This is a genomic window from Acidovorax sp. GW821-FHT09B03, assembly GCF_059418305.1.
In genome coordinates, this window is sequence record NZ_JBWKPP010000001.1 from 190,684 (window position 1) to 216,447 (window position 25,764).

At 67.9% G+C, this 25,764-nt stretch carries 27 protein-coding genes; 15 read left to right on the top strand and 12 right to left on the bottom strand.

The features are described 5' to 3' along the window. Nucleotides 1–53 precede the first annotated feature (53 nt). The 10 genes from AC07PA_RS00885 (at nt 54) to AC07PA_RS00930 (ending at nt 9,327) form a co-directional block, all read left to right on the top strand. A complete protein-coding gene (locus AC07PA_RS00885) occupies nt 54–1,262 on the top strand; it encodes an HD-GYP domain-containing protein (RefSeq protein WP_494603879.1) in 1,209 nt (402 codons plus the stop codon). Between the two features lie 247 nt (nt 1,263–1,509). Continuing rightward, nucleotides 1,510–2,094, top strand: a complete 585-nt coding sequence (locus AC07PA_RS00890; RefSeq protein WP_007861486.1) for a glutathione peroxidase — start codon at nt 1,510–1,512, stop codon at nt 2,092–2,094. Nucleotides 2,095–2,339: 245 nt separating this feature from the next. Continuing rightward, nucleotides 2,340–3,647 carry an NAD(P)/FAD-dependent oxidoreductase gene (locus AC07PA_RS00895; protein ID WP_007861487.1) on the top strand — a complete coding sequence of 436 codons (1,308 nt, stop codon included), beginning with the start codon at nt 2,340–2,342 and terminating at the stop codon, nt 3,645–3,647. Next, entirely contained in the window at nt 3,644–4,429 is a 786-nt protein-coding gene (locus AC07PA_RS00900) for a DUF1365 domain-containing protein (protein ID WP_007861488.1), read from the top strand. The genes AC07PA_RS00895 and AC07PA_RS00900 overlap by 4 nt, the downstream gene beginning before the upstream one ends. 48 nt (nt 4,430–4,477) lie before the next feature. Then, nucleotides 4,478–5,698, top strand: a complete 1,221-nt coding sequence (locus tag AC07PA_RS00905; protein WP_007861489.1) for an SAM-dependent methyltransferase — start codon at nt 4,478–4,480, stop codon at nt 5,696–5,698. Nucleotides 5,699–5,707: 9 nt separating this feature from the next. Beyond that, on the top strand, nt 5,708–6,253 hold the full coding sequence (locus AC07PA_RS00910) for a chalcone isomerase family protein (protein ID WP_007861490.1): 546 nt from the start codon (nt 5,708–5,710) through the stop codon (nt 6,251–6,253). Next, nucleotides 6,250–7,542 carry an MFS transporter gene (locus AC07PA_RS00915; RefSeq protein WP_007861491.1) on the top strand — a complete coding sequence of 431 codons (1,293 nt, stop codon included), beginning with the start codon at nt 6,250–6,252 and terminating at the stop codon, nt 7,540–7,542. Before AC07PA_RS00910 ends, AC07PA_RS00915 begins: the two co-directional genes overlap by 4 nt. Beyond that, entirely contained in the window at nt 7,542–8,087 is a 546-nt protein-coding gene (locus AC07PA_RS00920) for a DUF3833 domain-containing protein (protein WP_007861492.1), read from the top strand. The genes AC07PA_RS00915 and AC07PA_RS00920 overlap by 1 nt, the downstream gene beginning before the upstream one ends. Further along, a complete protein-coding gene (locus AC07PA_RS00925; protein ID WP_007861493.1) occupies nt 8,084–8,866 on the top strand; it encodes an SDR family NAD(P)-dependent oxidoreductase in 783 nt (260 codons plus the stop codon). Before AC07PA_RS00920 ends, AC07PA_RS00925 begins: the two co-directional genes overlap by 4 nt. A gap of 23 nt (nt 8,867–8,889) precedes the next feature. Next, on the top strand, nt 8,890–9,327 hold the full coding sequence (locus AC07PA_RS00930) for a nuclear transport factor 2 family protein (protein WP_007861494.1): 438 nt from the start codon (nt 8,890–8,892) through the stop codon (nt 9,325–9,327). Here the strand turns inward: AC07PA_RS00930 and AC07PA_RS00935 are convergent. The 8 genes from AC07PA_RS00935 to AC07PA_RS00970 form a co-directional block, all read right to left on the bottom strand. Further along, a complete protein-coding gene (locus AC07PA_RS00935) occupies nt 9,324–10,226 on the bottom strand; it encodes a sugar phosphate isomerase/epimerase family protein (protein ID WP_007861495.1) in 903 nt (300 codons plus the stop codon). The two genes, AC07PA_RS00930 and AC07PA_RS00935, sit on opposite strands and share 4 nt — an antisense overlap. 14 nt (nt 10,227–10,240) lie before the next feature. Further along, complete coding sequence (locus AC07PA_RS00940) at nt 10,241–11,134, bottom strand: 4-hydroxyphenylpyruvate dioxygenase (protein WP_007861496.1); 894 nt, start codon at nt 11,132–11,134, stop codon at nt 10,241–10,243. A 25-nt stretch (nt 11,135–11,159) separates the two neighbouring features. Continuing rightward, nucleotides 11,160–12,020 (bottom strand): shikimate dehydrogenase, encoded by an 861-nt coding sequence (locus AC07PA_RS00945; protein WP_494603873.1) that lies wholly within the window; start codon nt 12,018–12,020, stop codon nt 11,160–11,162. Between the two features lie 98 nt (nt 12,021–12,118). Further along, nucleotides 12,119–13,123 (bottom strand): TRAP transporter substrate-binding protein, encoded by a 1,005-nt coding sequence (locus tag AC07PA_RS00950; protein ID WP_145693946.1) that lies wholly within the window; start codon nt 13,121–13,123, stop codon nt 12,119–12,121. Between the two features lie 62 nt (nt 13,124–13,185). Further along, nucleotides 13,186–14,466 carry a TRAP transporter large permease gene (locus AC07PA_RS00955; protein WP_007861501.1) on the bottom strand — a complete coding sequence of 427 codons (1,281 nt, stop codon included), beginning with the start codon at nt 14,464–14,466 and terminating at the stop codon, nt 13,186–13,188. A 24-nt stretch (nt 14,467–14,490) separates the two neighbouring features. Beyond that, nucleotides 14,491–15,090: a TRAP transporter small permease gene (locus tag AC07PA_RS00960; protein ID WP_145693948.1), complete on the bottom strand. Its 600-nt coding sequence runs from the start codon at nt 15,088–15,090 to the stop codon at nt 14,491–14,493. Between the two features lie 263 nt (nt 15,091–15,353). Further along, on the bottom strand, nt 15,354–16,073 hold the full coding sequence (locus AC07PA_RS00965) for a TetR/AcrR family transcriptional regulator (RefSeq protein WP_007860766.1): 720 nt from the start codon (nt 16,071–16,073) through the stop codon (nt 15,354–15,356). 41 nt (nt 16,074–16,114) lie between these two features. Next, nucleotides 16,115–16,729: a glutathione S-transferase N-terminal domain-containing protein gene (locus tag AC07PA_RS00970; protein ID WP_007860763.1), complete on the bottom strand. Its 615-nt coding sequence runs from the start codon at nt 16,727–16,729 to the stop codon at nt 16,115–16,117. Between the two features lie 284 nt (nt 16,730–17,013). Here AC07PA_RS00970 and purB point away from each other — a divergent pair, with 284 nt between their 5' ends. Further along, nucleotides 17,014–18,393 carry an adenylosuccinate lyase gene (gene purB, locus AC07PA_RS00975; RefSeq protein WP_007860762.1) on the top strand — a complete coding sequence of 460 codons (1,380 nt, stop codon included), beginning with the start codon at nt 17,014–17,016 and terminating at the stop codon, nt 18,391–18,393. Nucleotides 18,394–18,571: 178 nt separating this feature from the next. Further along, nucleotides 18,572–19,132, top strand: coding sequence for a YaeQ family protein (locus AC07PA_RS00980; RefSeq protein ID WP_007860759.1), 561 nt, complete (start codon nt 18,572–18,574; stop codon nt 19,130–19,132). Between the two features lie 62 nt (nt 19,133–19,194). Here AC07PA_RS00980 and AC07PA_RS00985 read toward each other — a convergent pair whose 3' ends face one another. The 3 genes from AC07PA_RS00985 to ggt form a co-directional block, all read right to left on the bottom strand. After that, on the bottom strand, nt 19,195–19,500 hold the full coding sequence (locus tag AC07PA_RS00985; RefSeq protein ID WP_007860757.1) for a hypothetical protein: 306 nt from the start codon (nt 19,498–19,500) through the stop codon (nt 19,195–19,197). Nucleotides 19,501–19,556: 56 nt separating this feature from the next. After that, on the bottom strand, nt 19,557–20,009 hold the full coding sequence (locus AC07PA_RS00990; RefSeq protein WP_145693955.1) for a DUF3717 domain-containing protein: 453 nt from the start codon (nt 20,007–20,009) through the stop codon (nt 19,557–19,559). Between the two features lie 86 nt (nt 20,010–20,095). Next, complete coding sequence (gene ggt, locus AC07PA_RS00995; protein WP_145693957.1) at nt 20,096–21,964, bottom strand: gamma-glutamyltransferase; 1,869 nt, start codon at nt 21,962–21,964, stop codon at nt 20,096–20,098. A 542-nt stretch (nt 21,965–22,506) separates the two neighbouring features. Between ggt and AC07PA_RS01000 the strand changes: the two genes are divergently transcribed. The 3 genes from AC07PA_RS01000 to AC07PA_RS01010 all read left to right on the top strand — a co-directional run bounded on the left by AC07PA_RS01000 (nt 22,507) and on the right by AC07PA_RS01010 (nt 24,220). Then, complete coding sequence (locus AC07PA_RS01000; RefSeq protein ID WP_494603868.1) at nt 22,507–23,238, top strand: TerC family protein; 732 nt, start codon at nt 22,507–22,509, stop codon at nt 23,236–23,238. An 83-nt stretch (nt 23,239–23,321) separates the two neighbouring features. Then, nucleotides 23,322–23,786: a hypothetical protein gene (locus AC07PA_RS01005; RefSeq protein WP_007860744.1), complete on the top strand. Its 465-nt coding sequence runs from the start codon at nt 23,322–23,324 to the stop codon at nt 23,784–23,786. 80 nt (nt 23,787–23,866) lie between these two features. After that, the gene (locus AC07PA_RS01010) at nt 23,867–24,220 is read left to right on the top strand and encodes a phage holin family protein (protein ID WP_035206311.1); all 354 of its coding nucleotides are present in this window, start codon (nt 23,867–23,869) and stop codon (nt 24,218–24,220) included. Here the strand turns inward: AC07PA_RS01010 and AC07PA_RS01015 are convergent. Then, a complete protein-coding gene (locus tag AC07PA_RS01015) occupies nt 24,188–25,753 on the bottom strand; it encodes a M48 family metalloprotease (RefSeq protein WP_494603866.1) in 1,566 nt (521 codons plus the stop codon). The two genes, AC07PA_RS01010 and AC07PA_RS01015, sit on opposite strands and share 33 nt — an antisense overlap. Nucleotides 25,754–25,764: the final 11 nt, after the last annotated feature.

Sequence of the window (25,764 nt, forward strand, 5' to 3'; positions counted from 1 at the left end):
CGGGTTTGCGCCCTTTAACACGCCCCGGGTCGGCGAGATAATGGCCTACCGCTATGAACCTCGTCACCATCAACGTCGGATCGATCCAGCTCGGCCACCCGCTGCCATTCGCCTTGCGGGGTGCCGATGGGACGCTGCTGGCCCAAAAAGGCTTCGTGGTGCACACCCGCGACGAGTTGGGCGCCATGCTCAGCCGGGGTCGCCAGCTGTGCGTGGACGTGGAAGAGTCCGGCGAGAGCTACCGCGCCTACGTGGCCCAGCTGCAACGCATGCTGAGGCAGGAAACCAACCTCGGGGAGCTGGCCTCCGTCAAGCTGACGGCAGGCGCCCATGCGGCCTCGCGCGAGCGCGATGCCCCGCCCTACATGGTGGACTGGCCGGCCCTGCAGGACCGCGCGACCCAGTTGCTGCGCAGCCCGCACGCCCTTGATTTCCCGGACCGCTTCCAGCCCCTGCATGCCGAACTGGCGCGCAACTGCGAGCAGTCGCCCGATGCCACGCTGCTGGCCCTGATCTACCTGTCGGCACAGGAGACACGCATGTACAGCGGCACCCACGCCATGCTGGTGTCCTGCGTGTGCATGGTGGTGGCCAGGGAAATGCTGCGCTGGCCTGCGGCCCAGGTGCAGACCGTGGGCCAGGCCGCCCTGTCCATGAACATCGCCATGACCGAGTTGCAGGACCAGTTGGCCCAGCAGGCCCAGCCCCTGACCTCGACCCAGATCACCGCCGTGGAGAACCACGCGGCCCGCTCCGAAGCGCTGCTCCGCGAACTGGGCGTGCACAGCGAACTGTGGCTGGAGGCCGTGCGCCACCACCACCACCGCACCCCGGGTGCCTTCGGCCACAAGAGCCCCGGCCTGCAGATGGCCCGGCTGATCCAGCGCGCCGACGTCTTCGGTGCCCGGCTGGCGCCGCGCGCAGCGCGCTCGCCCATGCCGGTGACCGCCGCCATGCAGGCCAGCTACTACGACGAGGAGCAGAAGGTCGACGAGGCCGGAGCGGCCCTGGTCAAGGCCCTGGGCATCTACCCGCCGGGCGCCTTCGTGAAGCTCGCCAGCCAGGAAGTGGCCGTGGTGCTGCGCCGCGGCAGCACGGGCACCACACCGCGCGTGGCTGTGGTCACCAACCGGCTGGGCATGCCCACGGGTGAGCTGATTCCCCGCGACACCGCCCAGCCCCAGTGGAAGATCGTCGGCGTGGTCGCGCACAAGGACGTGCGCGTCAAGCTCTCGCTCAACCGGCTGCTGCCGCTGGTCTGATTCCCCCGGGCCTGCACGGCCCACCGGCCTGTCCTTGCCAGTTCCACAGGGGTTTCCACCCCCTGGGGCCGCGTCCCCGCATCCAGCCGCGCTTTCGCTGCGTACTTCCCCACACACGGCAACGCCAGCGCTGCCGGCGCTTGCAAGTGCCGCCGCCAAAAAAACCAATCAGTACAAATAAAAACTTATCTGGACAAAATATGATTCATTGGTTAAATTGGCCACCAACAACTCGGGAGGTGCTCTCATGATCCAGTTTTCGCGCCTTGGCACCCTGGCCCCGGTGGCAGCCCTTCTGTGGTTCGGCGTGGCGCCGTCGTCAGCCCTCGCGGCGTCCCCCGAGTCCTGCCCGGCCACACTGCAACACACCTACCTGCGCCTGCAGGACGAGAAACCGCAATCGCTGTGCCAGTACGCTGGCCGGGTCGTGCTGGTGGTCAACACGGCCAGCTTCTGTGGCTTCACGGGGCAGTACAAGGGCCTCGAAGACCTCTATGCCCGCTACAAGGACAAGGGGCTGGTGGTGCTGGGCTTTCCCAGCAACGACTTCTCCCAGGAAAGCGGCAGCAACCAGCAGATCGCGGATTTCTGCGAAAACACCTTCGGGGTGAAATTCCCGATGTTCGCCAAGAGCGTGGTGACCGGTGCCGAGGCCTCGCCGCTGTTCCGCCAGCTGGCCCAGATGTCCGGCCCACCGCGCTGGAACTTCCACAAGTACCTGCTGGGCCGCGACGGCAAGCTGGTGGACAGCTACACCAGCCTCACGGCGCCGGACAGCAAAAGCCTGGTCCGTGCCATCGAACAACAGCTGGCCACCGCACCAACCCGGTGAACACGAATGTTTTCTTTACATTTCTTCAAAAAAATGCGGAGGAACCTCTGGAACTTCTGCGGAACGGCCTTACTCTATCGAACGCAAGGACGTGATGAGCGTCCATCCGTTTTAACGTTGCGAAGCCTTTCGGTCCCACGGGTTCCGACTGTTCTCCTGGAGCGCTTCTCCTCCCTCCCTCTCTTATTCGTTTCGGGACGCTTCGCAACTTTTTTATTCAGCCAGCCGGCCAGAGGGAGCCGGCCATGAAGATCGCCATCGTCGGCTCCGGCATTTCCGGCCTGGCAGTGGCGCACCGGCTGCGCGACCAGGCCGACATCACCCTCTACGAAGCCGGCAGCCATTTCGGCGGCCACACCCACACCGTGGACGTGACCCTGCCCGGCCCCTCCGGGGACGTGGCCTGCGGGGTGGACACCGGGTTCCTGGTCTTCAACGAGCGCACCTACCCGAACCTGATCCGCCTGCTGGCCGAACTGGGCGTGGAAACCGCCCCGTCGGACATGTCGTTTTCCGTCCAGGTGCCGCAAGCGCTGGGCGGCGGGCGCACGCTGGAGTGGAGCGGCACCAGCCTGTCCACCGTGTTCGCCCAGCGCGGCAACCTCGTGAACCCGCGTTTCCTGGGCATGCTCTACGACCTGCTGCGCTTCAACCGGCTGTGCACAAGCCTGGCCGAGGCCCAGGCCGATGCCGCGCTGATGCAGCCCCTGGGCGATTTCCTCAAGGAACACCGCTTCGGCGATGCCTTCCGCGACTGGTACTTCCTGCCCATGCTGGGCTGCATCTGGAGCTGCCCGACCGACCAGATGCTGCAGTTCCCCGTGGCGACCATGGTGCGCTTTTGCCACAACCATGGCCTGATCCAGGTCAGCAACCGCCCCCAGTGGTGGACGGTGGCCGGCGGCGCGCGCCACTATGTGGACAAGATCGTGGCCGGCATCGAGGACAAGCGCCTCGCCACCCCCGTGCGCCGCATCGAACGCGACGCTGCGGGCGTGCGCGTGGTGACCGCCGGCAATACCGAGCGCTTCGACCAGGTGGTGCTGGCCACGCATTCGGACCAGTCGCTGGCCCTGCTGGCCCAGCCCACGCTGCAGGAGCGCGCCGTGCTGGGCGCCATCCGCTACCAGGCCAACCATGCCGTGCTGCACACCGACACCTCGGTGCTGCCCGGGCGCCGCGCCGCCTGGGCCGCCTGGAACTACGAGCGCGCACCGGACCGCGGCCGCGAGTCGGCCCGCGTGTGCCTGCACTACCTGATCAACCAGCTGCAGCCCGTGCCGTTCACGCAGCCGGTCGTGGTCTCGCTCAACCCGGTGGCCGAGATCGACCCCGGCCAGGTGATCGGCCGCTACGACTACGCCCACCCGGTCTTCGACCTGGCGGCCATCCGTGCGCAAAAGGGCGTGGCGCAACTCCAGGGGCGCGAGCGCACCTGGTTCTGCGGCGCCTGGACGGGCTATGGCTTCCATGAGGACGGGCTGAAGTCCGGCCTGGCCGTGGCCGAGCAATTGAAGGCCCGCATGCCGGCGCCCCTGGCGGAGGCCGCATGACAACGGCTCCGCGCAGCGCCGAGCCGCTGCTGGGCTTTGGCCAAGTGCGTCACACGCGGTTGCGCCCCACGCGGCATGCGTTTGCCTACCCCACCTTCTTCCTCATGCTGCCGCTGCGCACGCTGGGCGCGCAGCCGGCCGGCCTGCTGGCCGTGAACCGGCCCGGCGCCATCAGCTTTCACGACACGGACCATGGCGACGGCCGCGGCCCGGCGCAGGGCGGGGCGCTCGCCTGGGTCGACGAACTGCTTCGTGCCGAGGGCATCGCGGACGCCACCGGCGAGGTCTGGCTGCACTGCTACCCGCGCGTGCTGGGCTACACCTTCAAGCCCGTGAGCTTCTGGTACTGCCACCGTCCGGACGGCAGCCTGCGCGCCATCGTGGTCGAGGTCAACAACACCTTCGGCGAGCGCCACTGCTACCTGCTGGATGCGCCGCGCTATGGCGCCGAGCTACATGCGCGCAAGGTGTTCCATGTTTCGCCCTTTTGCGACATCAGTGGCGGCTACCGCTTTCGCTTCCTGCGCACCGCGCAGGGCGGGCAGGAGCGCACCGTGGTGCGCATCGACCATGACGACGCCCTCGGCCCGCTGCTGCAGACCAGCGTGAGCGGCACGCTGGCGCCCATCACGCGCAAGACCCTGCGCCACGCCCTCTGGGGCTACCCGGCGATGACTCTGGCCCTGATCGCCCGCATCCACTGGCACGCCCTGCGGCTGTGGGCCAAGCGGGTGCGCTTTCACCGCAAGCCCGAGGCACCCGCCTCCATCGTGACCCGCTGAGCCCCGGCACGGCACCGCCCCGAAAACCCCTTGTCCATCCGGCCCGCCATGAACAGCACCACCCTCGCACCCACCCTGCCACGGGGCACCCCCGCTGCCGCCCGCACGGCCCTGCGCCTGATGCAGCGCTTGCAGCATGGCAGCCTCACGGTGCAGCTGCCCGATGGCACGCTGCAGCACTTCGGCGACCACCAGGGTGATGGGCCCGCCGCGGCCATCACACTCAAGAACTGGAACGTCTGCAAGGCGGCGCTCAAGTCCGGCGACATCGGCTTTGCCGAGAGCTACATCGCGGGCGACTGGACCACGCCCAACCTCACGGATCTGCTGCGGGTCTTCATCGCCAACCGCCAGCAGGTGGAGGGCGTGATCTACGGCTCGTGGGCCGGTCGGCTGCTGTACCGCATCAAGCACCTGCTCAACCGCAACACGCGTGCCAACAGCCAGAAGAACATCCACGCCCACTACGACCTGGGCAACGCGTTCTATACGCTGTGGCTGGACGACACGATGAACTACTCGTCGGCCTGGTTCGAGGGCGATGCCGGCGGCGACATGCGCACCGCCCAGCATGCCAAGGTGCGCCGCGCCCTGCGCATGGCGGGCGTGCAGGCGGGCGACCGGGTGCTGGAGATCGGCTGCGGCTGGGGCGCGCTGGCCGAGATGGCCACCACCGAGTTCGGTGCCTCGCTCACCGGCGTGACGCTCTCCACCGAACAGCTCGACTTCGCGCGACGCCGCATGGAAGCGAGTGGCACCGCCGACCGGGCGGACCTGCGCCTGCAGGACTACCGCGACATCGCTGACGGCCCCTACGACGCGGTCTGCTCCATCGAGATGATCGAGGCCGTGGGCCGCGGGTACTGGCCTACCTACTTCCAGGCCGTGCGGCGCCTGCTCAAGCCCGGCGGCAAGGCCTGCATCCAGAGCATCGTGATCGACGATGGCCTGTTCGAGCGCTACATCAGCTCCACCGATTTCATCCAGCAGTACATCTTTCCGGGCGGCTGCCTGCCCTGCCCGCGCGAGTTCCGCCGCGAGGCCGAGGCCGCCGGCCTGCGCGTGGTGGACGAGTTCGCTTTCGGCCAGGACTATGCCGAGACCCTCAGGCGCTGGCGCGAGCGTTTCCTGGCCCAGCGAGCGCAGATCCTGCAGCTCGGTTTCGACCAGCGCTTCCTGCACATCTGGGAGTTCTACCTGGCCTATTGCGAGGCGGCTTTTGCCATGGCCAACATCAACCTCGTGCAGTACACCCTGGTGCGCGACTGAGCCATGGCCATGAAGCATGCCACCGCACTCACCCTGTCCCTGGCCTTGCTGTGTCCCGGGGTGTCGCTGGCCCAGGCGCCAGGCGCAGAGCCGCTGGCCGGGCTGCGCCAGGCCGGCCAGGGCACACTGCGCTTTCTGGGCTTCGAAATCTACAGCGCACAGCTGTGGGTGAGCCCGGGCTTCGACGCCAGCAACTACGCCGCCCAACCGCTGGTGCTCCAGCTGGCCTACCAACGCGAATTCACGGCCGAAGCGATCGCCAGGCGCTCGATCCAGGAGATGCGCCGCGTGGGCCGCTTCACCCCCGCCCAGGCCACGCGCTGGCAACAGGCGCTGCAGGCCGCCCTGCCCGACGTGAAGGCCGGCGACCAGCTCACCGGCATCTACCAGCCCGGGGCGGGTGCCGTGTTCCAGATGGGCGGGCAGGTGGTGGGCGAGGTCAAGGACCCCGAGTTCTCGCGTCTGTTCTTCGGCATCTGGCTGTCGCCCCGCACGTCGGAGCCTGCGCTGCGCCAGGCGCTGATCGCGCCGCCTGCGGCCGCGGGAACGCCATGACCACCGGCACGGCGCTGCCCTGGCGCCAGGGGCTGGCCTATGGCCTGCTCGGGCTGCCGCTGGCCTTTGTGGCGCTGCCGCTGTACGTGCTGCTGCCCAACCACTATGCGCGCGAGTTCGGCATGCCCCTGGCCACGCTGGGCGGCGTGCTGCTGGCCGCACGGCTGTTCGACGCCGTCTCGGACCCGCTGCTCGGCCGCTGGGCCGACCGGCTGTTCGAGCGCTCGCCCCTGGCGGTTCTCTCCACGGGGGCCGTGTCCGCCGTGGTGCTGGCCGTCGGGCTCACCGCGCTGTTCTTCCCCCGGGTGCAGGGCCAGGGTGCGCTCGCCGCCTGGGCCCTGGCCTGTCTGCTGGTCAGCTACCTGGCCTACAGCCAGCTCGGCATTGCCCACCAGTCCTGGGGCGCACGCCTGGGCGGCGACGAGCTGCAGCGCAGCCGCATCGTGGCCTGGCGCGAGGGCGCGGCCCTGGTGGGCGTGGTGCTCGCCTCCATGCTGCCGGCGCTGCTGGGCCTGCCAGTGATGCTGGGCGTTTTCGCGGCCACGCTGGTGCTGGGCTGGCTGGCGTGGCTGCGCGCCCCCCGGCCCGCTGCGGTTGCGCCCCACGCCACCGACCGTGCGCAGCTGTGGCGGCCCTGGACGCGACCCGCCTTTCGCCGCCTGCTCGCGGTGTTCGTGCTCAATGGCATCGCCAGCGCCGTACCGGCCACGCTGGTGCTGTTCTTCATCCAGGACCGGCTGCAGGCCCCGCCGGGCCAGGAGCCGATGTTCCTGGCTGCGTATTTCCTCTGCGCCGCGCTCTCGATTCCGCTGTGGCTGCGGGCCGTGGCGCGCTGGGGGCTGGCCCGCACCTGGCTGGCGGGCATGCTGCTGGCCGTCGCGGTGTTCGGCTGGACGGCGGCGCTCGGCGCGGGCGACAGCGGGCCCTTCCTCGCGGTGTGCGCACTCTCGGGCGTGGCCCTGGGCACGGACCTGGCCCTGCCCGGCGCCCTGCTGGCCGGCGTGGTGGCGGCCGAGGGCGACAGCGGCCAGCACGAAGGCGCCTACTTCGGCTGGTGGAACTTTGCCACCAAGCTCAACCTGGCGCTAGCTGCGGGCCTGGTCCTGCCCCTGCTCGACACCCTGGGCTACACGCCCGGCACGCGCAGCCCCGAAGGCCTGCACACCCTGACCCTGGCCTATGCCGTGCTGCCCTGCGCACTCAAGCTCGCAGCCACCGCGGCGCTGTACCTCCTGATCCTGCGCAAACCCGCGCACCCAGCCCACCCCATCCTCCAAGGCAGACCGTGATGCAGCGACGCTTGCTCCTTCTTTCGACGGCGGCCGTGGCCGCCCCCCTGGCGCTGTCGGGCTGCGCCGGCCAGAACGTGGCCGACTATGCGGCCGAGAAGCCGGTGCTCGACCTCGCGCAGTACTTCAACGGCGTGGTCGACGCGCACGGCATGTTCCAGGACCGCAGCGGCAAGATCGTCAAGCGCTTCACCGTGGTCATGCACTGCCAGTGGACCGGCAACCAGGGCGTGCTGGACGAGGCCTTCACCTATTCGGACGGCAGCACCGAGCGGCGCATCTGGCGCCTGACGCGCGAGGCCGATGGCCGCTACACGGGCACGGCCGGCGACGTGATCGGCCAAGCCGTGGGCCAGGTGCGCGGCAACGCCTTCCGCTGGAACTACACGCTGGCATTGCCCGTGGACGGCACGGTCTACCACGTGGACCTGGACGACTGGATGTACCTCATGGACGAGCGCGTGATGCTCAACCGCGCCACCATGCGCAAGTTCGGCGTGCGGCTGGGCGAGATCACGCTGTCCTTCACCAAGCGACTGCCATGAGCCTCAACCCCCGCCTGCGCGACTGGCAGGGCCGCCGTGCCTGGCTGGTGGGCGCCTCCAGCGGCATCGGCCGGGCCACGGCATCGGCCCTGCACGCGCGCGGCGCACAGGTCATCGTCTCGGCCCGCAGCGAGGCGGCGCTCAATGCGTTCGCCGTGCAGCACCCCGGCAGCATCGCCCTGCCGCTGGACACCGCCGTGCCCGACGCCGTAAAGGCGGCCGCAGCCCAGGTGCTGGCGGGCGGTCCGCTGGACCTGGTGTGCTACTGCGCAGGCACCTACCACCACATGCGCGCCACGGAGTTCGACCTGCCGGTGATGCTGCGCCATGAGCAGGTGAACTACACGGGTGTGCTGCACCTGCTGGCCGCCGTGCTGCCGGACATGCTGGCCGCCGCGAAGTCGGGCCGCGCCGGGCATGTGAGCCTGGTCAGCAGCGTTGCCGGCTTCCGCGGGCTTCCCAAGAGCCTGGCCTACGGCCCGACCAAGGCGGCACTGATCAACCTGGCAGAGGCGCTGTACCTGGACCTGCACGGCCTGGGCATGGGCGTGAGCGTGGTCAACCCCGGCTTCGTGGCCACGCCGCTCACCGAGGGCAATGACTTTCGCATGCCTGCGCTGATCACACCCGAAGAGGCGGCCACGGCCATCCTCAAGGGCTGGGGGCAGGGCGCGTTCGACATCCATTTCCCCAAGCGCTTCACGCGCGTGATGAAAATGCTGCGCGTGCTGCCCTATGGGTGGTACTTTCCGGCGATCCGCAAGTTCACCGGACTTTGAGCACCATGCCGCCACCAGACACCATGCTATCCACCGAAGAAGCCGTCACCCGCGTCGTGGCCTTCTTCGAGACCCTGGCCCCGGCCGACGTGGCGGCGCTGGGGCACCTGTATGCGGCCGATGCGCGCTTCAAGGACCCGTTCAACGAGGTGCAGGGCCTGCCCGCCATCCGGCACATCTTCGAGCACATGTTCGTGGCGCTGGAGCAGCCGCGTTTCGTGGTCACCGGTCGCGTGGTGCAGGGGCAGCAATGCTTTCTGACCTGGGAGTTCCTGTTTGCCTTCCGCAACTTCCACAAGGGCACCACGCAGACCGTGCGCGGCGCCTCGCACCTGGTGTTCGACGGCCAGGGCCTGGTCACGCTGCACCGCGACTACTGGGACGCAGCCGAGGAACTGTACGAGAAGCTGCCCATGGTGGGTGGACTCATGCGCTGGCTCAAGAAGCGCGCCAACAGCTAGCGACCCATCAGCCGCAGGTGCCCTGGCAGCGGCACGGCACGCTGCAGCACCCCTTCGGCCAGCCACACGGCACTGTTCCAGGCCCGGCCGGCCACATAGGGCAGGGGCAGTTGCTGGTAGTCGTCGTTGAAGACTTCGAAGCTGTAGTCACCCCGGTAGCCCATGCCGTCGAGCGTGCGCACCAGCTCGACCAGCGCCTGGCTGTGCACGCCCTCGCCCGGGAAGACGCGGAAATGCCGCGCCGTGTCGATGCGCTCCTGCACCGTGCGCGTTTCCTGCCACATGAAGTCCGACAGCTGCACCAGGTAGATGCGCTCCGGGTCGACGCCTTCCAGCGCCTCGAGCGGCGTGCTGGTGGCGAACTGGTGGTAGGAGTCGATGGCCAGGCCCAGGTTGGGGCAGTCGGCCCGCTGCACCGCGGCCCAGGCCTGGTGCACCTCGTTGATGTGCCGGCCCCAGGACAGGCCCTCGAACGCGATGCGGATGCCGTGCGGCAGTGCCAGCATGGCCAGCTTGCGCAGGTCGCGGGCGATGGCATCGGGGTCGTTGGTGGCGTGCAGCGAAGTGGAGCTGCACGCCAGCAGCACGCGGGTGCCCAGCGCCCGTGCCATGAGGATCATCTGCTGGGCAATGCCCACCTTGTAGCTGTGCAGGTGGCCCGAGAGCCCCTCGAAGTCGCGCAGCACCTGGAAACCCGTGACACGCAGGCCGCTGCTGCGCACCGCCTGCACGGCGGCATCGATGCCCTCTGGGTGGCCGACGAGGTCGCGCGCGGCCAGCATGATCTGGCCGAAGCCGGCGGCCTTCACGGCGGCGAGCTTGGCCTCCAGCGGACCGGCGAGGCTGATGGTGTCCATGCCGAAATCGGCGACGTTGCGTTGCATGGCCTGGGCGCGCATGGTGGTGAATTCCTTCAACGGGGATCGAGTACCAACTCGAAGCTGGCACCGCCGGCCTCGGCGCGTGTCAGCGCTCCGCGCACCTCGCTGTGCACGCCCGTGGGCGATTCGACGAAGTCCACCCCTTGCGCGCGCAGGGCCGCCACCGTCGCCAGCACGTCGCCGGTGCCGAAGGCCACGCGCTGCAGCAGCTCGCCCGGGTCGGCATCGAGCGCGTCGATCAACGGCTCGATGAGCTGCCAGTACAGCGTGCCGCAGGGGCTGGCGAGGATGCGCCCCTGCGTCAGCACGCCGAAGTTCTGCTCGGGCGGCAGCTCGGCAAAGCCGAACAGCTCGCCATAGAAGGCGGTCCAGTCGGCCAGCCGGTCCAGGCCGATGTACTGCACCAGGCCGAACAGGTGCAGGCCATGCTGCGCAGGCGGGCGCGGGTCCACCGTGGGGATGGGTACGAAGTCCACGTCGTAGATCGAGAACTCGCGGTGCCGGTCCACGAAGTAGATGCGGCTCGTGCCCACGCCGTGGATGGCCGGGATGTTGAGCTCCATGACCTCGACCTCGGTGTGCACGGCCCAGGCGCCGAGCTCCAGCACGCGGCGGTAGGCGGCCGCGGCATTGCCCACCCGGAAGGCGATGGCGGACAGCACCGGCGCATCGCCGGGGGCGGGGAGTTTGGCGCCGGCGCCCTCGCCCTGGTGGGCGTTGACGATGATGTTCATGCCGCCCTGGCGGTACAGCAGCACCTCGCGCGAACGGTGGCGCGCCACGGGCTTGAAGCCCATGCGCTCCAGCGCCTGGCCCAGGGCCTGGGGACGTGCCGTGGCGTACTCGATGAACTCCACGCCCTGCAGGCCCAGGGGGTTGGGCAGGGTGCCCAGGGATTCACGGTCGGCCGTCATCGGTGTGCTCATGGAATGCGCTCCAGAAGAAGGAAGATCAGCGGGCTGCCACGAGCCGGCGGAAGTGGGCGTCCATGCGTGCCGCGTCAGGCACCACGCCCGTGAACAGTTCGAAGGCACCCACGGCCTGGCCCACGGCCATGCCGCCGCCGTCCGAGACCGGGCAGCCCAGCGCGCGCGCGGCACGCACCAGGGCGGTTTCGAGCGGAAAGTACACCACCTCCGAGACCCACAACGCCGGGCGCAGCAGGCCCACGTCCAGGGGCAGGCCGGGCAGCTTGTCCATGCCCGTGGGCGTGGCATGGATCAGCCCCGTGGCCTGCGCCATGGCGCTGCCGATATCGCAGGACTGGGCCCGCGCACCATAGAGCGCATTCACATCCGCTGCGAGCTGGGCGGCCCGCTCGGGCTGCGCGTCGACGATGGAGAGGCGCTGCGCCCCCAGCCGCAGCACGGCATGCGCAATCGCGGCGCCGGCACCGCCCGCGCCCAGCAGCACCACATGCGACAGGTCGACCTGCGGCAGGGCGCGCTGGAAGCCCCAGGCCCAGCCGGAGCCGTCGGTGTTGTGCCCCACCAGCCGGCCGCCCTGCACCACCACGGTGTTCACGGCACCCATGGCCCGGGCCTCCTCGGACAGGTCGTCGAGGTGCGGGATCACCGCCTGCTTGCAGGGATAGGTCACGTTGCAGCCCGCATAGCCCATGATGCGTGCGGCCGACAGCAGGGTCGGCAGTTGCTCGGGCGACGAGGCGGAGCGGTCCAGGTCGATCAGCTGGTAGTGCAGGCGCATGCCGTGGTGCCGCGCTTCCTCTTCGTGCAACGCGGGCGACAGCGATTGTTGGATGCCTGCACCGATCAGCCCGATCAGTACCTTGCGGGGGCTTGTGGAAGACATGGTGGGCGGGGAATCGAGAAGCAGCGGGGAGTCCATGGGAATACAGGCCGTCCCGCATGGCCCGGGCCGAAAGCGCCAGGGCCATGCGGGTTGCGGGATCACTTGCCGCCGCGCAGCTTGGCCAGCGTGGCGTAGACCTCTTGCACCGTGTCGGCACCGACCTTGTCGCTGTGCTTTTCGACCACGGGCTTGACCTTGGCGCGCAGTTTGTCAACCTCGGCGGGCGAGAATTCGGTGACCTGCATGCCGGCCTTCTTGAGTTCCTCCAGCGCCACGTCGGCCTGCGAGCGCGAGACACTGCGCTGGAAGGTGGTGGCCTCGGCCATGGCCTCGGTCACGGCCTTCTGGTCGGCCGGGTTCAGGCTGTCCCAGAACTTCTTGGAGACGATGACGGCCTGGGGGTTGTACATGTGGCGCGTGACCGTGAGGTGCTTTTGCACTTCGGCGAATTTCGACGAGAGGATGGTCGAGAACGGGTTCTCCTGGCCGTCCACCGCCTTTTGCTCCATGGCGGTGTAAAGCTCGGGGAAGGGCATGGGCACGGCGTTGGCGCCCAGGGCATTGAACATGTCGATGTAGATCGGCGACTGGATCACGCGGATCTTGAGGCCGGCGATGTCCTCGGCCTTGGTGATCGGCTTCTTGCTGTTGGTCAGGTTGCGAAAGCCCAGCTCCCAGTAACCCAGGCCCACGAGGTTCTTGGCCTGCAGCTTGTCGAGCAGCTTCTTGCCGAAGGGGCCATCGGTCACGGCATCGGCCTCCTGCGGCGAGGCGAACAGGAAGGGGAAGTCGTAGATGCCGAACTCCTTGGCCTGGGCCGACAGGATGCCGGCGTTGAGCACCGTCATCTCCACCGTGCCGCCCTGCAGTGCCGAGACGGTCTGCAGGTCACCGCCCAGCGTGCCGCCCGGGAAGAGCTTGACCGCAATGCGGCCATTGGTCTTGGCCGCCACGAGGTCGGCGAACTTCTGCGCGCCCTGGGCCTGGGGGTGCTCCTTCTGGTTCTGGAAGGCGAACTTGATGGTGCGCTCCTGCGCGTGGGCGCCAGGCAGCAGCGATGCGGCGACCAGGGCCGTGGCAAGCAGGGTCTTCAAGAGTTTCATGGATGTCTCCTTGGTTTTAGGACGGGCAGAAAAAGGGGGTGCGGCAGCAACGGGCGGGCGGATCAGCCACCGAGCCAGCGCAGCGGTACGGTGACGAGCGCGGGGAACATCACCAGCAGGAACATCACCACGAACTGCGCCAGCATGAAGGGCATGACGCCGCGCGTGACCTGGCCCATGGAGATGCGCCCGACACCTGCCACCACGTTGAGCACGGTGCCCACGGGCGGGGTGATGAGGCCGATGGAGTTGTTGATGATGAACAGCACGCCGAAGTAGACGGGGTCGATTCCGGCGGCCTTGACCACCGGCATCAGCACCGGCGTCATGATCAGGATGGTGGGCGTCATGTCCATGGCGGTGCCGATCACCATCACCAGCACCATGATGGCCACCAACAGCAGGGTGGGGTTGCCCATGAAGGGCTCGAGCATGCCGATCACCTTGCTCGGCAGGTCGGCCACCGTGATGAGCCAGGCCGACACCATGGCGGCGGCCACCAGGAACATGATCACGGCGCTGGTGCGCGCTGCGGCCTGGAAAATGCCGGCCAGCTCGCGCCAGCTGAGCTCGCGGTAGACCACCATGGAGATGAGCAGGGCGTACACCGCGGCCACCACGGCGGCCTCGGTGGGCGTGAACACGCCCATGCGCAGGCCCACCAGGATGATGACCGGCAGGCCCAGGGCCCAGCCCGCCTCGCGCAGTGCGGTGCCCAGCTCGGCCCGCGTGGCGCGCGGTGGCGGCGTGACCTTTTCGGTGCGGCCCAGCCACCACCAGGTCGCGGCCATGGCGACCGCAAGCAGCAGCCCCGGGAAGATGCCCGCCAGGAACAGCTTGCTGATGGAGACGTTGGCCGCCACCCCGAAGATCACGAAGCCGATGGACGGCGGGATGATGGGCCCGATGACGCCGGCCGAGGCGATGAGGCCGGCCGAGCGCTCCTTGGCGTGGCCCGCAGCCACCATCATGGGCAGCAGCAGCGAGGTCAGCGCGGCGGCGTCGGCCACGGCCGAGCCAGAGACCGCGGAGAGGATCACCGCGGCCATGATGACCACGTAGCCCAGGCCACCCGGGATGTGGCCGACCAGCGCCAGCGCCAGCTTGACGATGCGCTTGGACAGGCCGCCCACGTTCATGATCTCGCCGGCCAGCATGAAGAAGGGAACGGCCAGCAGGGGGAAGCTGTCGGCGCCGTTGATCACGTTCTGCGCCAGGATCTGCGCGTCGAACAGGTCGAGGTGCCACATCAGCGCAACGCCGCTGATCAAGAGCGCATAGGCGATGGGAATGCCGATGGCCATGGCCAGCAGCAGGGAACCGATGAAGATCGCGACGGTCATGGTGTGTTTCTCGGGAAGAGGCGCTCAGGAGTGCTTCGCAGGGCCATCGCCGTCCGCTTTGTCGGAAGGGGGTTGGAGGCCGGGGTTGCTGCGCTCGAAGGCGGCCATCTCCTCGCTCTCCTGCACCATGATCAGTTCATGCTCGGCCAGCGGCACGAGCAAGGTGCGCAGCAGGTCGCGCAGCAGGATCACGATGGCCGAGGCGCCCATGAGCACGCCGCTGGCGTAGAAGATGCCGACCGAGGCGCCCGTCACCGGTGCCTCGGTCTCCCAATTGATCAGCACCTGCGCCCAGCTGCCGGCCAGCAGCAGCCACGAGACGTAGAGCATGGCCAGTTGCGCGATCACCAGGCAGGCCTTCTTGCCTGCGACGGGCAGGCGCGAGACAAAGGCATCCATGCCCAGGTGGCCGTGCTCGCGCAGCGCCACCACGGCGCCCATGAAGGTCAACCAGACGAAGAGCCAGCGCGAGAGCTCCTCAGACACGGTGATGCCCGAGTTGAAGGTATAGCGCAGCACCACGTTGCCGAACACCAGCACGACCATGATGGCCAGGCAGATGCCCGAGAGCACGTCCAGCACACGGGTGTATCCCCGCAGCACGCGATCGGCCAGTGCAAACATGGTGTGTCTCCGTCTTCGTTCGTTGTGAATGAATTTTGTACGAACTGGTTAGTATTTAATCTAGGTGCAAACCCTGTACCCCGACTCCGCAGAGAGAACTCCCGGGTCGATCAACCAATGTCTAAAGGAAGGGCACGCCCTCCACAGACCAGTGACCGCCGCGCAAGGGCCGCCCCGCCGCGCTGGCGGTGTCCCCCTTCCCGAATGGCGCAGCCATTCGAGAGAAGGGGGAAGGCGCGAAGCGACTCAGGGGGATGTACCTGCTACGGCCGCAGGAAGCGCACGATCATCTCGACGATGGATGCGCGGCGCTCGGCCATGGCGGCGGGCGCATCGAGCGTGCGCTTGAAGATGGCGCCGAAGGTGTGGCGGTTGGAGACGTTGAAGAAGCACAGCGCCGAGATCGACATGTGCAGATCGACCGGGTCCACGTCGGGGCGAAAGACCCCGGCGGCCACGCCGCGCTGGTAGACCTTGTGCACCGCATGGATGACCGGGATGTTGAGCTCCTGGATGGTCGTGGAGCGGCTGATGTACTCGCCCCGGTGCATGTTCTCGTTCATCACCAGGCGGATGAAGTCGGGGTTGGCCAGCTGGTAATCGAAGGTGAAGCCGACCAGGGTGCGCAGGGCCTGCTCGGGCGCCAGGTCTTCCAGGTGCAGGTCCGATTCGATCTGCCGGATGCGGCGGTAGGCTTCTTCGAGCACCCGCACGTACAAGCCTTCCTTGCTACCAAAATAGTAGTAGATCATGCGCTTGCTGGTGCTGGTGAGCGCCGCGATCTCGTCGATGCGCGCGCCGGCCAGGCCCTTGTCCGCGAACTCGGCCGTGGCCACCTGCAAGATGTTGGCCATGGTGCGGTCGGGGTCGTTCACGCGCACGCGCTCGGCACCGGGCGTGGCCGCGGCCTCGCGCGCAGCGCGCTGCCGCGCCGGGCGGCTGTCACCGGCGGAAGGCGGGGTGTTTTGAACCGTTTCGTCCATATGCGCCAAGCATACGGCAAGGGCCGGCCCTGCCAGTGCGATCAGGCGGGCTTGGTGTCCGCGAAGCTCGGGCGCAGCATGAGCTTGTCCAGCAGCTTGCCCAGGTTGGGGTATTCGCTGCGCCAGGCGATCTCGGGAAAGCGGAACTCGAGCCAGCCCAGGGCACAGCCCACGGCGATGTCCGACAGGCTCAGGTGGATGCCGCTGCAGTAGGGCTTGTCGCCCAGGCCCTGGCTCATGGACTTGAGGCTGTCGTTGACCTTGCGCATCTGGCGGTCGATCCAGGCCTGGCTGCGCTCGCCGTCCTTGCGGTGGGCCCAGGTGGCTTCCAGGCGTGCCAGGATGGCGGCGTCCACCACCCCATCGGCCAGGGCTTCCCAGGTCTTGACCTCGGCGCGCTCGCGGCCCTGGCTGGGGATGAGCTTGCCCACAGGCGACAGCGTGTCCAGGTACTCGACGATCACGCGCGAGTCGAAGACGGCTTCGCCGCCTTCCATCACCAGGCAGGGCACCTTGCCCAGCGGATTGGAGGTGGCAATCGTCGTGTCGTCGGCCCAGACGTTTTCCTGCACAAACTGGTAGTCGAGCTTCTTCTCGGCCATGACGACGCGCACCTTGCGTACATAAGGGCTGGCGGAGGCTCCGATCAATTTCATGGCGAGATTTCTTCCAGTGCGCGGGATGCGTGACAACGGTACGGGTACGCGACCGATTCTATCGGCTGGCGCCCGGGGGACCGGCCCGGCATGCCCCCGCAAATGGGTGACAACGGTCCGAGCGGCGCCCGCACACGGGCCAACGGCCGGCGTGTGTGCACATTTGGTGCGGATTTGCAACACTTGCATCCAGCCCGTCGAGGCAGGCCGATGTCACCGGCCGGACGGCCCTCCAATGGCCCGGATCGGGGTTTTCCCGCGCGTGGCGCCTACAATCCGGGTCCATGAGCCTGTCCACCATCACCGCCCTGTCGCCGCTCGACGGCCGCTATTCCAACAAACTCGCAGCGCTGCGCCCGATCATGAGCGAGCACGGCTACATGCACCGGCGCGTGCAGGTGGAAGTGGCGTGGTTCATCGCGCTGTCGGACGCAGGCTTTGCCGAATTCAAGCCGCTGACCACGGGCGCGCGCGCCTACCTGCTGGGCCTGGTGAAGAACTTCTCGGAGGCCGATTCGGCCGCCATCAAGGACATCGAGAAGACCACCAACCACGACGTGAAGGCCGTGGAGTACTGGATCAAGAGCAAGTTCGAGGCGCGCCCCGAGCTGGAGAAGGCCGCCGAGTTCGTGCACTTTGCCTGCACCAGCGAAGACATCAACAACACCAGCCACGCACTGCAGCTGCGTTCGGGCCGCGACCAGGTCGTGCTGCCGGGCCTGGACCGCGTGGTGCTCAAGCTGCGCGAGATGGCGCATGCCTATGCCGACGTGCCCATGCTCAGCCGCACGCACGGCCAGACCGCGAGCCCCACCACGGTGGGCAAGGAAATGGCCAACGTGGTGGTGCGCCTGCAGGCCGCCTGCGACCGCATCGCGGCGGTGAAGATCCTGGGCAAGATGAACGGCGCCGTGGGCAACTACAACGCCCACATGTCGGCCTGGCCCGACTTCGACTGGGAAACCTTCAGCAAGAAGGTCATCGAGACGCCCGAGCCCCTGGGCCTGGGCCTGACCTTCCAGCCCTACAGCATCCAGATCGAGCCGCACGACTACATGGCCGAGCTGTTCGATGCCGTGGCGCGTGCCAACACCATCCTCGTCGACCTGTCGCGCGACATCTGGGGCTATGTGAGCCTGGGCTACTTCAAGCAGCGCCTGAAGGCCGGCGAGATCGGCTCCAGCACCATGCCGCACAAGGTCAACCCCATCGACTTCGAGAATGCCGAAGGCAACCTGGGCCTGGCCAATGCGCTGCTGCGCCATCTGTCGGAGAAGCTGCCGATCAGCCGCTGGCAGCGGGACCTGACCGACAGCACGGTGCTGCGCAACATGGGCGTGGCCCTGGGCTATGCGGCCCTGGCCTATGCCTCGCTGCTGACCGGCCTGAACAAGCTCGAACTCAACGAAGAAGCCCTGGCCGAGGACCTGGATGCCGCCTGGGAAGTCCTGGCCGAGCCCATCCAGACGGTGATGCGCCGCTTTGGCGTGCAGGGCGCCTACGAGAAGCTCAAGGAAGTCACGCGCGGCAAGACGGTGACGGCCGAGGCGCTGCACGGGCTGATCCGTTCGCTGGAGATCCCGCAGGAGGAGAAGGACCGGCTGCTGGCCATGACACCGGGCAGCTACACCGGCAAGGCCGCCGCATTGGCCCGCCGGGCATAGTCGCTTTTTTCTGCTGCGCCTGCCGTGCCCGCTGTGCCGCGTGCACGGCCCCAGGCCCGGCACGCTCGCGACCCCAATCACCTGCGCTCTGTGGCGCATGGTGATTTCCTTTTTTTCACGGCCTCTGTTGCCTGCACCCAGGCAAAGGCAGCGGTCAATTGTTGTTCAGTGAGACCGCATGGCCATCAAATCCACCATCTTCAAGGCGCATCTGCAGATCGCCGACATCGACCACGGCTACTACGCGGACCACGCGTTGACGCTGGCACGGCACCCGAGCGAGACCGATGAGCGCATGATGGTGCGCCTGGCGGCGCTGGCCATCCATGCGCACGACCTCAACGACGTCTGCAACGGCGACGGCACGCTGGCCTTTGGCGCGGGACTGTCGGACCCGGACGATCCGGACGCCTCGCTGACCGACTTCACGGGCAGGAAGCGCGTCTGGATCGAGGTCGGCCAGCCCGAGGACAAGCCGCTGACCAAGGCCTGCAGCAAGGCCGACAGCGTGGTCGTGTACTGCTTCAACCACGCGGCCGAGATCTGGTGGAAGGGCATCGAGACCAAGCTCTCGCGCCTGGAGAAGCTGCAGGTCTGGCGCATCCCGACCGAGGCCTCGCAGGCCCTGGCGGCCCTGGCCGAGCGCAGCATGCAGCTGCAGGCCACGGTGCAGGAGAACGCACTCACCCTGAGCAGCAACCTGGGCAGCGTGGTCGTGGAGCCGGTGCGCTGGAAGTAAGCCTCCAGCGCAGCTGAAAAACTGCAGGCACCGCTGCTGCCCGACGGCCGTGATGGGTCCGGTCAATCCAGCGGCATGAGGGCCCCGCAGTGCCAGCACTGCTCGAAGCCCCCCTCCACCGTTTCACCGCAACGGCACACCCAATGGCGCTGCGGAATGTTTTGCAAATCGTCGAGCAGGGTGCGCGCGCGGCTGGCGTGCTCGTCGTATTCGAGCCAGATCTCGGGCAGGCACTGGTCAGGCGGCAGGTGGCCCGCTGCAGCGCCCAGGTACTGCCGCTGCACCGAGGCGGTCATGCCGGCCTCGCACAGGATGTCGGCCCAGAGCGTGGCAATCGCGATGTTGGGGGCCTGGGTCAGTCGCAGCATGGCCCCACCATACCGGTTTGGGCGCGCGGCGTACAGTGGCCCCGGCGGCCTGGACCTCAGGCTTGTGCCACCGGCACCTGCAGTGGTCCGGCGGATGGTCCTTCTGCGGCCCGCTCGGCATAGCGGTTGAAGCGCCATGCCGAATGCTCGAGCGTGATGCGGCGCCACACGCTGCGCTTCTCGGCAGGGGTGTAGGCGAGCCAGTGCTGCACTTCGTCGAAACTGCGACCGCAGCCCTTGCACTGGTCGTCGCCCTGGCTGGTGGAGCAGATGGCGATGCACGGGGTGTCGGGCGTGGTCTCGTACCAGCCCTGCCAGGCCGCCAGCGCCTCCTCGGGGAAATCCGCTTCATCGATCTCGTCCGCGTGCCGGTAGACCATCAGCGCATACACCTTGGCCAGGGCGCGGGTGGCAGGCGCCAGGGTGAAGCCATCGGGCGAGGGCAAGCGCTGGCGCCAGTGGTTGATGGCGGCCTCGATGTCAGTGATGTGGATGCGGGAAGAGGGCATGGCGAAAAAATGGCCCCCGCCAGCTTCTGCCCGGCGGGGGCCCGGAGGATAACCGGCATTGCCCGGCATGCGGGCAAGGGGGTTACTCAGTTGTTGCCCAGCGCGATGCCTTCACGGCGCGGATCGGCGCCCCCGGCGTAAGTACCCGCTGCGGGGTTGCGCGAGAGCAGGCCGGCGCTGCCGTTGGCGCGCACGCCGTTGAACGTCACGCCGTGCAGGCCGCTGGCGAAGGTGTCGGTCTGCGCCACGGTATGGCCGCGCGCCCTGAGGCCGTCGCGGATGGCGGCCGTGTCGATGACCGAGCCCTTCTCGATCGAGGTGGTGGCATTGGTCTGCGCGCCGAAGTTGGGCAGGTTGATGGCCTGCTGCACGTTCAACCCCCAGTCGGTCATGCCCAGGATGCTCTTGGCGGTGTACTGGATGATGGCGCTGCCGCCGGGCGAGCCGATGGCCCCTTCGAAGTCGCCGGTGGCGGCGTTGAAGATGATGGTCGGCGCCATGGAGCTGCGTGGCCGCTTGCCGGGCTGCACGCTGTTGGCGATGGCCTTGCCGGCCGCGTCGGTGGCGGTGAACGAGAAGTCGGTGAGCTGGTTGTTCAAGAGGAAGCCGCGCACCATCTGCAGGCTGCCGAAGCCGTTCTCGATGGTGGTGGTCATCGATACGGCGTTGCCCGAGGCATCGACGATGGACAGGTGGGTGGTCGAGGGCAGGTTCAGCGAGCTGTCGGCCCCGCGTGCGGCGACCACGCCGGGTGGCGTGCCGGCCACCGGCGTGCCGATGCTGCGCTGCATGTCGATCAGGCGCGCACGGCCCTTGAGGTAGTCGGCATTGACCAGGCCGGCCTGGGGCACGGCCACGAAGTCGGGGTCGGCCACATACAGGGCGCGGTCAGCATAGGCCAGGCGGTAGGCCTCGGAGACCACGTGCACGGAGTCGAGCGTATTGGGCTTCATCGCCGCGAGGTCGAAGCTTTCGAGCATGCCCAGGGTCTGCAGCACGGCGATGCCGCCCGAGCTCGGTGCCGGCATGCCGCAGACACGGTACTTGGTGCGGTACACGCCGCACACGGGCTCGCGCACCTTGGCGGTGTAGTTGTTCAGGTCGGCCAGCGCGAGTTTGCCGGGGTTCGTCGGGTGGCCCGTGACCTTGGCCACGATGTCGGCCGCGATGGCGCCCTTGTAGAACGCATCCGCGCCGCCGGCGGCAATGGTGCGCAGCGTCGCAGCCAGTTCGGGGTTCTTGAGCAGGGTGCCGGTGGGCTTGGCCGTGCCGTCGGCCCGCAGGAAGTAGCTGGCCCCGGGCTCGCCCTGGGCCTTGATGCGCGCGGCCGAGCCGGCGATGGAAACGCTCATGCGCTCGGAGATCGCAAAGCCGTCTTCGCTGAGCTTGATGGCGGGATCGAACAGGTCCTTCCAGGGCAGTTTGCCGTGCGCCTTGTGTGCGGCTTCGAGCATGCGCAAGACGCCGGGTGTGCCGACCGACAGGCCACCGTCCACGGCAGTCAGGAAAGCCAGCGGGTTGCCATCGGCACCGATGAACAGGTTGGGCGTGGCGGCCAGGGGCGCGGTCTCGCGGCCGTCATAGGCCAGCAGCCGGTTGGCCCCCTTGTCGAAATGCAGCATGAAGGCACCGCCGCCAATGCCCGAGGATTGCGGCTCCACAAGGTTGAGCACCAGCTGCACGGCAATGGCCGCGTCGATGGCACTGCCGCCCTTGGCCAGGATGGCCGTACCGGCCTGCACGGCCAGCGGGTTGGCCGCGGCGACCATGTCCTTGTTGGCATAGGCGATGGTCTTGGGCGTGTAGCCCGAGGGCGGCTCGGGCGGTACGTACTGCTCCACGGGCTCGGCGACGGGGGTGTCGTCACTGCCTCCGCAGGCAGCAAGCAGTGCAGCCACGGCAGTGGCACTGAGCAGGGCGAGCTGCCAGCGGCGCCCGGTGGTGGAAATGGTCATGGGGTACAGGTCCTCGGTCCAGTGAAGAGCAGGAGGGGAATGCGGCCTGCGGGCAAGGCGCAGGTGCATGGCGAAACACATGATAGTCACGGTTTTGTCACACCGCAAAGGCAAAAAACGGCATGTTGAAATGCACCGCTGCATGTGCTCGTTATCCCTTGGATAGGCGCTCTGCGCGCTCCGCGGGGCTTGCGTTCAGGGCCGGGCGATGGTCCAATTGCGGCTTCGAAGGGGAGTAGCTCCCGCCACGCATGTACAGCGCGCCCTGCAGGGGCACTGCCCGCGTGTGGCATCGGCCTGTCGTCAGTACGAAGCATCGCTTCCGGCAGTCCGGGTCCAGCGCGCAAACAGGGCGCTGGATCGAGCAAGACCTTTGATGGGCCCTTCTGTGGGCTGATCAAGGCTGCCTTCCCGATTTTCGAACCACCCGCGCAACGCGGGCGAGCCCTTGATCCTCCGACCGCAGGCCCTCTATCCCCCAGGTGGACTTGGCGCTACATTGGCGCCAAGCCCTCCTTTTGCCCACTGATATTGAGGAATTTATGGACTTTTTGGCTTCGCCCGAATTCTGGCTCGCGCTGGGACAGATCATCATCATCGACATCCTGCTGGGTGGCGACAATGCGGTGGTCATTGCCCTGGCCTGCCGCAAGCTGCCCCCCGCCCAGCGTACCAAGGGCATCATCTGGGGCACGGCCGGCGCCATCGTTCTGCGCGTGATCCTGATCGCCTTTGCGATGACCTTGCTGGCGCTGCCCTTCCTCAAGTTCGTGGGCGCGATCCTGCTGGTGTGGATCGGCGTCAAGCTGCTGGCCCCCGATGAGGACGGCCATGGCGAAGTGGCAGGCAGCGACAAGCTGCTGGCCGCCATCAAGACCATCATCGTGGCCGACCTGGTGATGAGCGTGGACAACGTGATCGCCATCGCTGGCGCCGCACAGAACGCGGGCGAGCACCAGTTCCTGCTGGTGGTGCTGGGTCTCCTGATCTCGATTCCGATCATCGTCTGGGGTAGCCAGCTGGTCATCAAGCTGATGGAGCGCTTCCCGTTCATCATCACGCTGGGTGGCATGCTGCTGGGCTGGATTGCCGGCGGCATGCTGGTGACCGACCCGGTGTTCTCCAATCCTGACAAGTGGCAGTGGATGCTCAAGATCCCGCAGACCGACGTGATCCGCTATGGTGCGAGCGTGGCAGGTGCCCTGCTGGTGCTGGCGCTGGGCAAGATGATCCTGGCACGCCGTGCCCCCGCGACCCCCGTGGAACACGGTTGAGCGATTTTCAATGACCCCGTGGGCTGACCGCGGGGCGCTCGCCGAGCGCCCCGTTGGCAGCCACGGACAAGGGAGCTACCCAAATGGACAAAGTCATCGTGTACGTGGACGACGCAGCCCATGCGCAGCAGATCCTCGCGCCCCTGTTTGCGCGTGGTTCGGCAGGCAATACGCACTGGGTGCTGGTGGCGTGCGCGCCACGCATGACCCATCGCATCAGCAAGTGGGTGAGCCACAGCGCGCGCGAGAACTGGCGCGCCAAGTGGGCCGACAAGCTGTTCGCCCAGGTGGTGCCCAGCCTCAGGGTCCACCCCGACCAGGTCACCACGGTGCTGGCCAAGGGCCCGCTGCCGGAATTGACGGACAAGCTGCAGGCCGACATGGGCAGCACCAAGGCCCAGGTGGTGGATGCGCGCCGCCCCAAGCTGGATGTGGCGGCCCCCGATACCGGCGCCACGGTGCCGGCCGGCGGACGCTGGTCGCTGCCAGGCACGCTGAGCAGCCTGTTTGCCAGCGTGGGCCTGCTGATGGTGCTGGGCACCGAGTAAATACACCGCTGGCAAGGCACGGGGGCCGGCCCGCCGGTGCCCCTCCTGTTGCCACAGGCCAGTGCTATCCTGTGGCCATGATCCGACTTCTTCTGAAATGGCTGCTCAGCGCTGCATCGCTGCTGTTCGTGGCCTATGTCTACAGCGGTGTGGTGGTGCAGAGCTTTCCGTCGGCGCTGATCGCGGCCTTCGTGATCGGCCTGTTCAATGTGGTCCTGCGTCCCATCCTCGTGGTGCTGACCTTGCCCGTGACCATCGTGACGGTCGGGCTGTTCCTTTTTGTCATCAACGCGCTCATGTTCTGGGCGGCCGCCAGCGTGCTCGACGGCTTCCAGGTCACCGGCTTTGCCGCCGCGCTGATCGGCTCGCTGATCTATTCGGTGCTGGGCGTGGTGATCGAATCAGCGCTCGGCGGTCTGTTCACGAAGAAGTGACTCCACCGCCTTGAGCCGGGTGTCGATGATGGATGCCTCGAAGTGGTCCGCCGATGCCCCGCTGCGCCGGGCCAGGTCCTGCCCGGCCTTGAAACGGTCCACCGCCGCGGCATAGTCGTAGCGCGTGGCGTGGGCTTCGGCCTCGGCGCGAACAGCGCGCAGCGGCTGGCCGTTGGCCTGCCACACCGTGGCCAGCAACTGCCATACGGTGGCATCCCGCGGGTGGTTGGCGATCCAGGTCTGCAGCGCACCGATCACCTCGCCCGAGCGCCCGGCCTTGAGCAGCGCGCGGGCGCGCAGCAGCAACTCCGGCCGGTGGTCGCTGGCCCCGGCGGGCAGCGCGGCCAGCGCCGCGTCGGCCTCGCCGGCGGCGAATTCGATTTCTGCCTTGAGCAGCTGCACCAGCCGCTGGGCCGGCATGTCGCCACGCACCTGCGCCTCCAGCAGCGCCCAGGTCGTGCGCGCCGCCTTGGCATCACGCAACTGGCTGCTGCCCAGGGCCGACGCATAGAGGATGGCGGCCTTGCGCGGCCCGCTCTGGCTGGCAAAGCCGGTGCTGCCCGGCTCGGCGATCCACTGGCGCAGGGTGTCCACCCCCGGGTTGGAGAGCACCCGCGCCCGCGCGGAGGCCATGGCATGTTCCTGCGTGGAGGCAGGGCCGGGCTGCTGTGCCTTGCCGGGCGGCAGCCGCGACTGCATGTCGGCCATGCGCTGGGTGGTCAGCGGGTGGCTGCGCAGGTAGGGCCAGCTGCCGTTGTCGTTGATGCGGTTGGCCTGCTGCAGCTTGTCGAACATGCTGACAAAACCCTGCGGTGCGAAGCCTGCGGGCTCCATGAGGCCATAGCCGATGCGGTCGGCCTCGCGCTCCATGTCGCGAGAAAAGTTGAGCTGGTTCTGCATGGCCAGCGCCTGGCCGCCCACCACCATGGCCTGCGCCGCACCCGGGTTCTTGCTCGCCGCCAGGGCCCCGAGGATCATGGCGCCCAGCAGCAGGGGCGTCTGCTTGCTCTGCTGCGCGATCAGCCGCGAGATATGGCGCTGGGTGACGTGGCTGAGCTCGTGCGCCAGCACCGATGCCAGCTCGTCGCGCGAAGTCACCACGCCGATGAGCCCCAGGTGCACGCCCAGGTAGCCGCCCGGCAAAGCAAAGGCATTCACCGTGCGGTCACGCCCGAGCAGGATCTCCCAGGCAAAGCGCTCGTCCAGCTCCGGCGAGAGCTCCCCGCGCTTGCGCGCGGCGTCCATGAGCGGCAGCCACAGACCCTGGACGTACTCGGAGAGCACGGCATCGTCGATGTAATCGGGGTCGCGGTACAGCTCGCGGATGATGCGGTCGCCCAGGCGCCGCTCGCCGCTGGTGGTCAGCTCGCTGCCGTCGCCCAGGGTGGGCAGCTGCGCATGCGCCAGGCGCACCGGAAGAAAAACCAGAACGGCCGCGCTGGCCAGGGCGAGCACCAGGGGTGCTAGCACCGCGCGCGTGTGCCTCCGGTGGTTGATGTCGGGGAGAGCCGCCCTGCTTGGGATTTTCCGCATGGACCGTATGA